Here is a 13,240-nt window from a genome sequence, read left to right on the forward strand (position 1 = left end):
ATTACCGGCCCGGCGCGCCGCTGAGCCGCCGGGACCCAGTGGCCCGTCTTCGGGCCCGTTCGCCTTTGTACCGTTTTTCTGAGAGGGCTCCGCTGGCGGAGCTTTAGCCCATGGCCGACGACACCCAAGCCGACCGCGATTATCGCGACACCCTGTTCCTGCCCGAAACCGATTTTCCCATGCGGGCCGGGCTGCCCAAGGCCGAGCCGCGCTGGCTCGACCGCTGGGCGGCCGACGGCACCTATGCCCGCCAGCGCGAGAACAGCGCCGGCCGGCCCAAATTCATCCTCCACGACGGCCCGCCCTATGCCAATGGCGACATCCATATGGGCCACGCCATGAACAAGGTGCTCAAGGACGTGATCCTTCGGGCGCGCCAGATGCAGGGCTATGACGCGCCTTATGTGCCCGGCTGGGATTGTCACGGCCTGCCGATCGAGTGGAAGATCGAAGAAAAGTACCGCAAGAAAAAGAAGAACAAGGACGAGGTCGACCCGGTCGAGTTCCGGCGCGAATGCCGCGCCTTCGCCGACCAGTGGATCGACGTGCAGAAGGCGCAGTTCAAGCGGCTCGGCATCTGGGGCGATTGGGACAATCCCTATATCACCATGGACTATGAGGCCGAGGCGACCATCGTCGAGGAGCTGCTGAAGGTGGCCGGCACCGGCGCGCTCTATCGCGGCTCCAAGCCGGTGATGTGGTCGCCGGTGGAAAAGACCGCGCTGGCCGAGGCCGAGGTGGAATATCACGACCACATCTCGACCCAGATCGACGTGGCGTTCCCGGTGGTCGAGACCGCGCTGCCCGCCCTCGACGGTGCCGAGGTGGTGATCTGGACCACCACGCCCTGGACCATCCCCGGCAACCGGGCAATCTGTTACGGCCCCGAAATCGATTATGCGGTGGTGCGCGTCGTCGCCGTCGCCGAGGGCGCGCGGGTCGCGCCGGGCCGGGTGTTGGCGCTGGCCGAGGCGCTGGCGCCGCAGGTCTGGGCGCGCCTTGGCGTCACCGAGGTGGCGGTGTTGGCGCGGTTCCGGGGCGCTGAGCTTGCCGGCACGGTGTGCGCGCATCCCTGGCGCGGCCACGCCGAGGCCGCCGGCGGTTACGACTTCGACGTGCCGTTGCTGCCCGGCGACCATGTGACCGTCGACGCGGGTACCGGCTTCGTCCACACCGCGCCCGGCCACGGCCAGGAAGACTATGAGGCCGCCCATCTGGGCCACGGCATCGAGGTGCCGCACACGGTCGACGCCGACGGCCGCTATTACCCCCATGTGGCGCTGGTGGCCGGCGCCCATGTCTACAAGGTCAACGAGCCCGACGGCCCGGTCTGCACCGCGTTGGGCGAGCGGCTGCTGGCGGCGTCCAAGTTCGCCCACAGCTACCCCCATAGCTGGCGCTCCAAGGCGCCGCTGATCTTCCGCAACACGGCGCAATGGTTCATCTCGATGGAGCGCACCGGCCTGCGCGAGCGGGCGCTTACGGCGCTCGACGAGGACGTGCGCTTCGTGCCGGCGGCGGGCAAGAACCGCATCCGCTCGATGGTCGCCGACCGGCCCGACTGGGTGATCAGCCGCCAGCGCGCCTGGGGCGTGCCGATCACGCTGTTCGTGCGCAAGGGCACCGACGAGTATCTGGTCGACCCGGCGGTCAATGCGCGCATCGTGGCGGCGGTGCGCGACGGCGGCGCCGACGCCTGGTTCACCACCGATCCCCAGGAGCTGCTCGGCCCCGACCATGACGCCGCCGAGTTCGAGCGCGTCGACGACATTCTCGACGTCTGGTTCGACAGCGGCAGCACCCACGCCTTCGTGCTGGAAAAGCGCGCCGAGTTGCAAAGCCCCGCCGACCTCTATCTCGAAGGCTCGGACCAGCACCGGGGCTGGTTCCAGTCGTCGCTGCTGGAAAGCTGCGCCACGCGCGGCCGGGCGCCCTACAAGGCGGTGGTCACCCACGGCTTCGCCCAGGATGCCCAGGGCCGCAAGATGTCCAAGTCGCTGGGCAATGTGGTCTCGCCGCTCAAGCTGGTGGACCAGTATGGCGCCGACATCGTGCGCCTGTGGGTGGTCTCCACCGACTATTTCTACGACGTTCGCATCGGCGACGAGATCATCAAGGGCCAGGTGGACGCCTATCGCAAGATGCGCAACACGCTGCGCTTCCTGCTCGGCACGCTCAACGGTTTCGACGCCGCCGAACGGGTGGCGGTGGGCGACATGCCGGCGCTTGAGCGCTGGGTGCTGCACCGGCTGGCCGAGCTGGACGATCTGGTCCGCCGCGCCGCCGACGATTACGACTTCGTGCCCTATTATCAGGCGCTGTTCGCCTTCTGCGTCAACGACCTGTCGGCATTCTACTTCGACATCCGCAAGGACTGCCTCTATTGCGACGCGCCCGACAGCCTGCGCCGGCGGGCGGCGCGCACGGTGCTCGACGCGGTGTTCGACCGGCTGATCCTGTGGCTGTCGCCGATCCTGGTGTTCACCGCCGAAGAGGTCTGGCAGACCCGCCACGGCGGCGCCGCCGAGAGCGTGCACCTACAAACCTTCCCCGCGACGCCGGCCGATTGGCGCGACGACGCGCTCGGCCAGCGCTGGGAGACCATCCGCCGGTTCCGCCGGGTGGTCACCGGCGCGCTCGAAGGCGAGCGCCGGGCCAAGCGCATCGGTGCCAGCCTGCAAGCGGCGCCGCGCGTCCATGTGAGCGACTCCGCGATCGTCGCCGCCCTCGACGGGCTCGACCTGTCGGAACTGTGCATCACCTCGGGTCTGACGCTGACCGACGCGCCGGCGCCCGACGACGCCTTCCAACTGGACGATGTGGCCGGGGTGGCGGTGGTGCCGGCGCTGGCCGCGGGCGACAAGTGCGCGCGCTGTTGGCGGATTCTCGACGAGGTGGGCGCGCGCACCGACCATCCCGCGCTGTGCGGCCGCTGCGCCGAGGCGGTGGTAGCGCTCGACGCCGCGCGCGGCGCGCCGGTGTCGGCCTGAGCGGAGCGCGCGCCGTGACCGACGCCACCGAGCCGCGCCCCGGCGCCAGACAGTGGGGCCTGCGCGGCGGCTTGATCGCACTCGCCGTCCTGGTCGCCGACCAGGCGTCCAAGCTGTGGATCGTCCACGGCCTCAAGCTCGGGCTCGGCGACAGCATCGCGCTGTTGCCGGTGTTGAGCCTGAGCCGGGTGCACAATTACGGCATCTCGCTGGGCCTGTTCCAGGCCGGTAACGACTGGGCGCGCTGGGGCCTCGTGGCGCTCACCGTGGCGATCGCGGTATGGCTGGTGCGCTGGCTGCGGCGCGCCGAGCATTGGCGCGTCGGGCTTGGCGTGGCGCTGATCCTCGGCGGCGCGGTCGGCAACATCATCGACCGCAGCCTCTATGGCTATGTGGTCGATTTCGTCCACGTCCATGTGGGTGGCTGGTCGTTCTATGTGTTCAATGTGGCCGACAGCGCGATCACCATCGGCGTGGTGCTGCTGTTGTGGGACAGCCTGACGGGCGCGCGCACCGCGCAGACGCGGGGTTGAACCGCGCCGTGGCCCGCGCTATCGCGAACAGACGCAAGGCCGGTGCGGGGTGCCCCACCGGCCGGCAGGGCCTGACGGACAGGGCCTGCCCGATCACAGAGGGAGACCCGATGACCGAGCGATTTTTCCCCGCCCGCCGGCGGTTGCTGCGCGGTGCCGCCGTGGCGGTTCTGGCCTCCGTGGTGGCGGCGTGCGGCATGGGCGGCGCGTCGCCCGACGAGTTCGTCGTCGTCTCCAAGCCCAATCTGGCGGTGCCGCCCGACTTCGAGCTGCGCCCGCCGCGCCCGGGCAAGCCGCCGGTCCAGGATATCGACGTCACCCGCCAGGCGATTCAGGCGCTGTTCCCCGGGCGCACCGAACTGCCGCCGCCGTCGCCGGGCGAACAGGCGCTGATGCGCGAATTGGGGGAGGTCAGCCACAGCGCACGCGCCGAATTGCGCGCCACCGAAGATATCGTGGTCGCCAAGTCGCTGCTGTTGCCGACCATCCTGGGCATCGACGACCGCGAGATGGCCGGTGAAGGCGCCATCATCGATCGGGTCGCCAGCCGCCCGCAGGGCCGCTAAAGGCGCCCGCAGCGCCGATAAGGCCGCCTGCCTGGCCTGTTTGGATGACCGGCCTCTACAGGCTCAGGGCGTCGCCTGTCGCCCGCCGGCCCGCTAAGGGTTCGCCTGAAGGGGGCGCCGGGCGGCCCCTGTCGTCACAAGATTTAGCTTACTGTGTCTGGCCGGCCCCTTCATCTGGGGGCGCTGGCCTGTTAGGCTGAGGCCATGGACGCCCCTTCGCCTTCCCGCCCGACGATCCGCCGCCTGGGCCGCACCACCGTCGACCGCATCGCCGCGGGCGAGGTGGTCGAGCGGCCAGCCAACGCGCTCAAGGAGCTGGTCGAGAACGCTCTCGACGCCGGCGCCGCCCATATCGACGTGACCCTGGAGGCCGGCGGCAAGCGGTTGCTGGCGGTCGAGGACGATGGCTGCGGCATGGACGCCGAGGCGCTGGCGCTGGCGGTGGAGCGCCATGCCACGTCGAAGATCGACGACGACCACGACCTGACCGACATCCGCACCCTGGGCTTCCGGGGCGAGGCGTTGCCGTCGATCGGCGCGGTCGCCCGGCTTGCCCTGACCAGCCGGGTGCCGGGCAGCGACTGCGCCTTCGCGCTCACCGTCGAGGGCGGCGCGGTGGGCGCGGTCAAGCCCGCTGCGCGCGCGGCGGGGACCCGCGTCGAGGTGCGGGATCTGTTCTTCGCCACGCCGGCCCGGCTTAAATTCCTGCGCACCGACCGCGCCGAGACCCAGGCCTGCGTCGACGGCGTCAAGCGCCTGGCCATGGCCCATCCCGGCGTCGCCTTCACCGTGCGCGACGGCGCGCGGTTGGTGTTCCAGGCCGCCCGGCGGCTGGAGACCGGCGAGGCGGCGTTGCGCGCCCGGCTGGCCGCCGTGCTCGGCCGGCAGTTCACCGACAACGCCCTCGACATCGTCGCCGAGCGCGACGGCGTGCGCCTGGGCGGGCTCGCCGGCCTGCCCACCTATCACCGGGGCAATGCCCAGCAGCAGTATCTGTTCGTCAACGGCCGGCCGGTGAAGGATCGGCTGCTGACCGGCGCGGTGCGCGCGGCTTATCAGGATTTTCTGGCCCGCGACCGGCACCCGGTGCTGGCGCTGTTCCTCGACCTGCCGGCGGGCGAGGTGGATGTGAACGTGCACCCGGCCAAGGCCGAGGTGCGGTTTCGCGACGCCGGCCGGGTGCGCGGGCTGATCGTCTCGGCGCTGCGCCACGCGCTCACCGCCGCCGGCCACCGGGCCGCCGACGACACCGCCGACCGCGCCGTCGCCGCCTTCGCCCGGACCCCGGGTGCCGGCAGCGGCGCCTGGACCGCTGCCGCGCGGCCCTCTGCGGCCCAGATGGGCGCGGCCCACGCGTTCCAGGCGCCGCTGCCGGCGGCCGGCCAGGCGCCGCTGCCGGCGGCCGCTGGCCCGGGCTTGGGCGAAGCCGGTGCGCCGACGCCTTATCAGCCGGCCCATGACCTTGGGGGGCCTTCCTGGCCCGTTGGCGACCCTGGCGCTGATCGGGGCGGCGAGGCGGCGGGTGCCGAGGGGCTGGGCGGTGCGGGCGCTTATGGGTCCCTGGACCCTGGCCTCGACGCGCCCTCGGCGCGCGCCGAGGCGCCGGGCGCCGACGATGCCGCCCTGGTGCGCCATCCCCTGGGCGCGGCGCGCGCCCAGATCCACGAGACCTATATCGTCGCCCAGAGTGGCGAGGGGCTGGTGCTGGTCGACCAGCACGCCGCCCATGAGCGGCTGGTCTATGAGCGCATGAAGCGCGCCTTGGCCGAGGGCGGGGTGGCGCGCCAGATGCTGCTGCTGCCCGAGGTGGTGGAACTCGACGACGGCGCCGGCGTCGCCGCCCTGGTCGACCGGGCGGCAGAGTTGGCCGGCTTCGGGCTGGTAGTCGAGCCGTTCGGCGACGGCGCGGTGGTGGTGCGCGAGGTGCCGGCGTTGCTCGGCGACACCGATGTGGCGGGGCTGGTGCGCACGCTGGCCGACGAACTGGTCGACCTGGACGAGGCGCTGGCCCTGAAGGACCGGCTGTTTCACGTCTGCGCCACCATGGCCTGCCATGGCAGCGTGCGCGCCGGCCGTCGGCTCACCGTGGCGGAGATGAACGCGCTGCTGCGCGAGATGGAGGCGACGCCGCATTCGGGCCAGTGCAACCACGGCCGGCCCACCTATGTGAGCCTGGACCTGGACCAGATCGAGCGCCTGTTCAGCCGCCGCTGACGTTGATCGCCGGGTGTGCGGCGCCGGCGGTGCACCGCAGCCTCGATGACAGGGACCGGGCCTGAGCCGCGGCGGCCGCGCTGGACATCACGGATCCGTCAAAAAATTTCACACTTGGGTTTACACCGAAAACTGCAAGTGATAACGCCTCGCAATCACAATTTTCTTGGTGAGGTGATCCGGTGTATTCCCGACCCCTGGCGGCGTCCGCCCTGTCCCTTTTGTCGACCCCTCTGCTTCTGTCCGCGCCGGTGTTGGCGCAATCGCCCGACCCGTCCGCTCCGACCGCCGACCGCAGCGCGGCGGCGCCGGCCGACCAGATGGTCGAGGAAATCGTCGTTACCGGCACACTGTCGCGCTATGGCGCCGCCAAGGCCGCGGTGCCGATCGTCGAGGCGGTGCGGTCGATCTCCATCGAGACCGAGCAGCAGTTCCGCGACAAGGGCGCGCTGACCCTCGACGACACGCTCAACTATACCGCCGGCGTGGTCGGCGACACCTTCGGCTTCTCGTCGCGCGGCGATTTCCCGACCGTGCGCGGTTTCGACGCCGCGGAGTACCGCGACGGCCTGCAAGTGTTGTTCGGCAGCTATAACAACACCCGCTCGGACGTGTATTTCCTCGACCAGGTGGAGGTGCTCAAGGGTCCGGCCTCGGTGCTTTACGGCAAGGGCACGCCGGGCGGCATCGTCAACGCCATCTCCAAGCTCGCCGGTCCGGATGAGGAAAACGAGCTGCTGGTCGATATCGGCAACCGCGACCGCTATCAGGTTTCGGGCGATCTCAATGCCGACCTGGGCAACAATCTGTATGCCCGGTTGGTGGGCATTTACCGCAACAGCGGCAGCCAGGTGGATTTCGTCCATGACGACGCGCTGATCTTCATGCCGTCGATCACCTATGAGACCGCCCGCACCAGCATCACCGCCATGGCCGAAGTGATCGACCGCGACGGCGACACCGCGCACCAGTTCCTGCCGCTGACCGGCACCGGCTGTGTGTCCGACCAGGTGACGGTGAGCCCGGCGGCGTTTTGCGCCAACGCCACCGGCCAGCGCATCGAGGATGACACCTATCTGGGCGACCCGGGCTTCAACCGCTACGACACCAACTCGACCATGGTCTCGCTGCTCGGTCACCACGACATCACCGACTGGGTGACCCTCGAAGGGGTGGCGCGCTACAAAAAGGGGCGCTCCGACTATCGTCAGGCCTGGATCGGCTTTACCGGCGGGCCGCGCATCGATGCCCAGGGCAATGGCGCCCGTACCTTCTATGTGAGCGATAGCGAGTCGGAGCAGGCGGCGGTTGACGTGCGGGCGCGCTGGCAGTTCGAGACCGGGCCGCTGCGCCACGAGCTGTTCACCGGCATCGCCTATCAACACGTGCAGACCGATAACGACACGGCCATCCAGCGCGGCGTCGGTGTGCTCAACGCCTACCGGCCGGTCTATGGCAATGTCCCGGCCGACCTGCTCGACCCGGCGGCCCTGGCCGACGGGCCGGAGCAGACGGCGCAGGATCTGGGGCTTTATGTGAACAACCAGATTTCGCTCGGTCGCTGGCGGGCCAATCTGGGGCTGCGCTACGACGACACCGAAACCCGCACGGTGGACGCCACCGACGCGCGCACCGAACAGGACGATTCCGCCGCGTCGTTCAGCGCCGGGTTGCTCTACAAGTTCGATTTCGGCCTGTCGCCCTATGCCAGCTTTGCCGAATCGTTCAACCCGGTGATCGGCACCGACGGTCTGACCGCCGAGCCCCTGAAGCCGCGCGAAGGTCGGCAGTGGGAGGTGGGCCTGAAGTACCAGCCGCCGGGCACGCCCACCTTCATCACCGTGGCGCTGTTCGACATCAAGGAAAGCAATCTGCCCAACCCGTCGAGCCTGATCGACCAGCCGGACAGCCAGCAGGAAGGTGACGGCCGGGTGCGCGGCGTCGAGATCGAGGCGCTGACCCGGTGGCGCGATTGGTCGTTCGAGGCCAATTACAGCTATCTGGACACCGAGAACGCCGACGGTGTGGATTTCGACAGCGTGCCGTCGAACCAGGCGTCGGCCTGGGTTCAGTACGCGCCGAGCGCCGGCCTGCTGGACGGCTTTCGGGTCGGCGGCGGTCTGCGCTACCAGGGCGAAAACCGCAGCACGGCGGTGGTCGGCGGCGTGCCGGCGGCCGAGATCGTCACCGACGGCGTGGTGCTCGGCGACATCCTGGTCGGTTATCGTTATCGCCAGTGGGACGTGACGCTGAATATGCGCAACGTGACCGACAAGTCTTACTATGGCACCTGTCTGGCGCGCGGCGATTGCTTCCCCGGCGAGCGACGCACCATCGTCGCCCGCCTCGGCTACCACTTCTAGGCGGGGGGCGACGATCATGGCCGAGACGATCCCCGACCGCGTGCCGGAGCAACGCCGATGACCGGCGCGATGGCCGCGTCGACCGCCCTGGCCGGCTCGGCAGCGCTGCTGGCTGGCCTGGGCTTGCTCTATGCCGCCTGGGCGCGGCCGGCGCGCGGGCGCTGGCCGGTTCTGGCCGGCTGGATGGCGGCGCTTGTCGGTGCCGTGCTGTGGGGCCTGGCCGATGGCGGTGATCGCGGCGTGGCCGTGGGCGTGGTGGTGTTCGTCGCTCTGGCGCTGGCGGTCCTGCTGTGGCGGCGCCGCCGCGGGCCGGTGGCGGCGGTGCGGGCCGGCAGCGCCGGGCGGGCCGCCCCGACCGTCCCGACTGCCCCGACTGCGACGACCGGTGCCGGTCAGGCCGGTCTTGGCCGACGCATCGGCGTCGGTCTGCTGGTCGGGCCAGGGGCGGGGCTTGCCGCGGTGGCGCTGGTATTGGCGCTGTTCGGCGCCCTGGACCGGGCCGGCGCGCATGTAACCGCGGCGATCGTTGCGGGCTATGTGGTCTTGCCGCTTTTGTGGGCGGGCTTGGCGGTCTGGGCGCTGATGGCGCCCGGGCTGGCGCGCAAGGTGGCGGTGGTCGCCGGGCCGGGCGCGCTTGGTGCCGGCCTGTTTTGGCTTCTGGTATAGGGAGAGTCCGTTGACCCGATCCGCTTCCTCGCGGACCCGCCCGGCGGCGGCTTCGCGTTGGCCCAAGGCGTCGCCCCTGCGCGTCGCCCGCGCGCTCACCGCCCATGGGGCGATTGCGTTGGCGATCTCGGCGCTGCTTTATGTGCTGTGCGTGACCGGCACGCTGGCGGTGTTCCAGGCCGAGTGGCAGCGCTGGGAACAGCCGGCCGTGTCAGAGTTCGCGACCGTCAGCCCGGCCGCCGCCGAGCGCGCCGCCCGGGCCATGCTGGCCCGCGACCCGCGGCCCACCGACCATCTCTATCTCAACCTGCCGACGCCCGACATTCCGCGTCTGGTGGTCACCACCGACCATGACGCCTGGGTCGCCGACGCCTCGGGGGCGCTGGTGGCGCCCGAGGCGCATCCGTGGACGCAGTTTTTGCTCGACCTGCATTACTATCTGACATTGCCGCACACCGCCGGGCTGATCGTCGTGGGCATTCTGGGCGTGTTGTTGTTGGCCGCGTCGCTGTCGGGCTTTCTGGCCCATCCACGGATCTTCCGCGACGCCTTCGTTTGGCGGCGCGGGTCGGGCCAGGCGGCCGAGGCGGATCTGCACAACCGGCTGAGCGTGTGGACCGCGCCGTTCCATCTGTCCGTCGCCTTGACCGGTGCCATGCTCGGCCTGTCCACGGTGTTGGCGATCGCGCTCGGCGCGGCGTTCTTCGACGGCGGTCCGCGCGCCGTGTTCGACCCCATCTTCGGCGCCGAGCCGGCGGGCGACGACCGTCCCGCCGATCTGGCGGCGATCGCGGCGCCGCTCGGCCACATGGCCGAGACCCATCCCGACCTGACGGTCGCCCATGTGATCGTCCACGACCCCGGCACGGCGGGGCAACATACGGCGATCATCGCCCGCCACGCCGACCGGCTGATCTTCGGCGAATACTATCTGTTCGACGCCGAGGGCCGGTTCACCGGCACGGTGGGTCTCGCCGACGGCACCGTGGGCCAGCAGGTCGCGGCCTCGGTCTACCAGGTCCATTTCGGCAGTTTCGGGGGACTGCCGGTGAAACTGGCCTACGGGGTCTTCGGGGTGGCGTTGTGTTGGATCGTCGCCAGCGGCATGACCCTCTACTTCACCAAACGCGCCCGTCGCGGCCGCCCGGCGCCGCGCCTTGAACGGGCCTGGACCGGGGTGGTCTGGGGCACGCCCGGGGCGCTGGGGGTCACATTGGTGGCCCGGCTGGTCGGTTTGACCAGCGCGGCCGGCTTGGCGGGGCTGTTTTGGGCCGCCTTGGCGGTCGCGGTGATCGCTGCGGTGTGCTTGAACGCCCGCGCGCGGGCGGGGCGTTGGGGGCGGGTCTGGGCCGGTGGCCTGCCGATCCTGGCGATCCTTCTGCACGCCTTGCGCCATGGCGGGGCGGCAGCGGAGCCTTTGGCGCTGGGGGTGTCGGCCGCCGGCATTCTGGTCGCCTTGGCGGCCTGGCGTTCGCTGGCGCTGCGGCCGGTCAAGTCATAACCCCGGCCCTGTCGTGCGGCCGCCGCGCCGACCGGTCTGTCGCGGGCGACATAGTGCCGGCATCGCCCGGGGCTGAAGGCCGCCGACCGGATCGCCAAATGCCTTAATGGTTGCGTCCGGCACCGCGGCCGGGGGGCAGGGCGTCCGCCGGCCAGGCGGTGTCGAGCGACCTGGCTTTGCCCGGCGCATCGCCCGGCTGGCGGGGCGCACTTCTTCCCTCGGCCATGACTTCCATGATCGCAAGCTTAATGTGCAGAACGGCGAGGTTGAAGCCCGCTTGCTCGGCGTCTTTCTGGATGTAACGCAAGCACTGTTTAATGGCATTGGCGTCTTCAATGCGGCTCTCGGTCATGATGCGCCCCATTTCCTGCGCTGATAAGGCTAGGGAGACATGGAAAATACTCGGATAAAGCTTATCACGAGTCCAACTTCGCGCAATTGAAAAGTGTGACTAGGTTAGAAATCGCCTAATGAGTGTAGGTATATAGCACAAGCTGTGTGTTTTTTTGGTTGCGCCGGTCCCGCTCGACCAGGCTCGACGGCGGCGTGATCGTCTCTTGGGCACTGCTTTCCACGGCGACGAGTCCGCCCGGCCGCAGCCAGCCGCCGGCGGCCAGCGCGGCCAGCGTCGGCGTGATCAGGTCTTTGGCATAGGGCGGGTCGAGCAGAATCAGGTCCATCGCCGGGCCGGGGCAGCGCGGCAGCCGGGTTGCGTCGGCGGCCAGGATGGCCACTTGGTCGGCGACGCCCAAGCGGTCGCGGGTCCGGGCGATCAGGCGCCGGGCTTCGGGGCTTTGATCGATGAAGCTCACATGGGCGGCGCCCCGCGACAGCGCTTCGAAGCCGAGCGCGCCGGTGCCGGCGAACAGGTCGGCGACCCGGGCGCCAGCGAGGCTCGGATCCTGGCGGTGTTGGAGGATGTTGAACAGCCGCTCGCGCAGCCGGTCGGTGGTCGGCCGGATTGCCCGGTCCGTAGGCGAGGGCAGGTGAACGCCGCGATAACGGCCGGCGACGATGCGCATCGGGTCTCAGCCTCGCGGTCGCTTGGGCGCGGGTTTGGGGGACGACTGTCGGCCCGGTTTCGACGTTGGTTTCGGCGCCGGTTTGGGCCGCGTTTTGCTGCCGGACGGGGCGGCCGCTTTGGGTCCCTTGTTGCCGGCGTGGGGCCTTGGCGTTGGGGCGCTGAGCGTGGCCCGGCCTGTTTTTCCCGTCTGGCGACCCTCGGCCTTGTTGGCCTGCGTGCCGGCCCGCGGCGGGGCGGCACGGCGGCGCTCGCCGGCGTCGCTCGGCGGCGTCTCGGCGGCGCGCGGGCGCGCGGGAGGGCGCGATTTGGCGCGGGTGCTGTCTGCCCGGTCTTCCTGGCGATTGTCGCGCTTGCCGGTCTTGGCTTTTGCTTTTGCCTTGGGGCCGGTCTTGGGCTTGGCTTTGGCGCGCGCCCATTTCGACGGGTCGGGGGGCGGGGCAACCAGGCCTGGGGCGGCGTCGCCGCTGGCGGCCTCGTCGCCGAAATAACCGCCGAGGGCTGCTCGCAGCGCCTTGACCGGCACCGCGTCCACTTGCCCCGGCTTCATCTGGCCGAGCGTGAACGGCCCATAGCCGAGCCGGATCAGACGGTTCACGTCGAGGCCCAGATGCGCCATCAGTTTGCGAATCTCGCGGTTCTTGCCTTCGTGCAGGGTCACGTCGAGCCAGGCATTGCTGGTCTGGCGCCGGACGACGGCCACCTTGACCGGGCCATAGGTGACGCCGTCGACGGTGACGCCCTGGGCCAGGCCGGCGAGCGCGTTGGCGTCGGGCTGGCCGAACACGCGGACCCGGTAGCGGCGCGGCAGGCCGGTGGCCGGCAATTCCATCCAGCGCGCCAGGGCGCCGTCATTGGTCAGCAGCAGCAGACCTTCGGTGTTGAGGTCGAGCCGGCCGACGCACACCACCCGGGGCATCGACGCCGGCAGCCGGTCGGCGATGGTCGGCCGGCCTTCGGGGTCGCGCGCGGTGGTGACCACGCCGCGCGGCTTGTAGAAGCGCCACATCCGGGTCGGCTCGGCCGGGGCCACCGGCTTGTTGTCGACGCGCACCCGGTCGAGCCGGTCGATCAGAAACGCCGGCGTCTTGAGCACCTCGCCGTCGACGCGCACGCGCCCGGCCTCGATCAGCCGTTCCACGTCACGCCGCGACCCGATGCCGGCGCGCGCCAGCGCCTTGGCGATGCGCTCGCCGCCGCCGCCAGTCGCGTCGGAGCCGGGCGTGTCGGGGCCAATCGCGTCGGGGCTGGGTGCGGCCGGACGGTCGGCGCTGGATGGGGGTGTTTGGGATGTCTTGTCGGTCATGGGGGCGGTCTAGTGCATTTGGCGACCGAACAGAAGCCTTTCGCGCGGCCGGCCCCGGGTGACAGCGCGCGCGGTCATGG

Annotated in this window: 10 protein-coding genes; 7 read left to right on the top strand and 3 right to left on the bottom strand. The window is 70.3% G+C overall.

Features of this window, described 5'->3' with window-relative positions; translation table 11 throughout:
- Positions 1-110 precede the first annotated feature (110 nt).
- The 7 genes from ileS to EV659_RS05610 all read left to right on the top strand — a co-directional run bounded on the left by ileS (position 111) and on the right by EV659_RS05610 (position 10,833).
- On the top strand, positions 111-2,990 hold the full coding sequence (gene ileS / locus EV659_RS05580) for an isoleucine--tRNA ligase (RefSeq protein ID WP_132707867.1): 2,880 nt from the start codon (positions 111-113) through the stop codon (positions 2,988-2,990).
- Between the two features lie 14 nt (positions 2,991-3,004).
- Complete coding sequence (gene lspA / locus EV659_RS05585) at positions 3,005-3,523, top strand: signal peptidase II (protein ID WP_200288035.1); 519 nt, start codon at positions 3,005-3,007, stop codon at positions 3,521-3,523.
- A 110-nt stretch (positions 3,524-3,633) separates the two neighbouring features.
- The gene (locus EV659_RS05590; protein WP_132707868.1) at positions 3,634-4,089 is read left to right on the top strand and encodes a DUF3035 domain-containing protein; all 456 of its coding nucleotides are present in this window, start codon (positions 3,634-3,636) and stop codon (positions 4,087-4,089) included.
- Between the two features lie 204 nt (positions 4,090-4,293).
- Positions 4,294-6,303, top strand: coding sequence for a DNA mismatch repair endonuclease MutL (mutL, locus tag EV659_RS05595; protein ID WP_132707869.1), 2,010 nt, complete (start codon positions 4,294-4,296; stop codon positions 6,301-6,303).
- A 182-nt stretch (positions 6,304-6,485) separates the two neighbouring features.
- Positions 6,486-8,666 (top strand): TonB-dependent siderophore receptor, encoded by a 2,181-nt coding sequence (locus EV659_RS05600; RefSeq protein WP_132707870.1) that lies wholly within the window; start codon positions 6,486-6,488, stop codon positions 8,664-8,666.
- 57 nt (positions 8,667-8,723) lie between these two features.
- Positions 8,724-9,332 (top strand): hypothetical protein, encoded by a 609-nt coding sequence (locus tag EV659_RS05605; protein ID WP_132707871.1) that lies wholly within the window; start codon positions 8,724-8,726, stop codon positions 9,330-9,332.
- Positions 9,333-9,342: 10 nt separating this feature from the next.
- Entirely contained in the window at positions 9,343-10,833 is a 1,491-nt protein-coding gene (locus tag EV659_RS05610; RefSeq protein ID WP_132707872.1) for a PepSY-associated TM helix domain-containing protein, read from the top strand.
- A 103-nt stretch (positions 10,834-10,936) separates the two neighbouring features.
- On the opposite strand, the gene EV659_RS05615 is transcribed toward EV659_RS05610, so the two are convergent.
- The 3 genes from EV659_RS05615 to EV659_RS05625 form a co-directional block, all read right to left on the bottom strand.
- The gene (locus tag EV659_RS05615) at positions 10,937-11,185 is read right to left on the bottom strand and encodes a hypothetical protein (protein WP_132707873.1); all 249 of its coding nucleotides are present in this window, start codon (positions 11,183-11,185) and stop codon (positions 10,937-10,939) included.
- Between the two features lie 115 nt (positions 11,186-11,300).
- Complete coding sequence (gene rsmD, locus EV659_RS05620) at positions 11,301-11,855, bottom strand: 16S rRNA (guanine(966)-N(2))-methyltransferase RsmD (protein ID WP_132707874.1); 555 nt, start codon at positions 11,853-11,855, stop codon at positions 11,301-11,303.
- 6 nt (positions 11,856-11,861) lie between these two features.
- Positions 11,862-13,160, bottom strand: a complete 1,299-nt coding sequence (locus EV659_RS05625) for a pseudouridine synthase (protein ID WP_132707875.1) — start codon at positions 13,158-13,160, stop codon at positions 11,862-11,864.
- Positions 13,161-13,240 lie beyond the last annotated feature (80 nt).

Source organism: Rhodothalassium salexigens DSM 2132, from assembly GCF_004341375.1.
Lineage (GTDB): Bacteria > Pseudomonadota > Alphaproteobacteria > Sphingomonadales > Rhodothalassiaceae > Rhodothalassium > Rhodothalassium salexigens.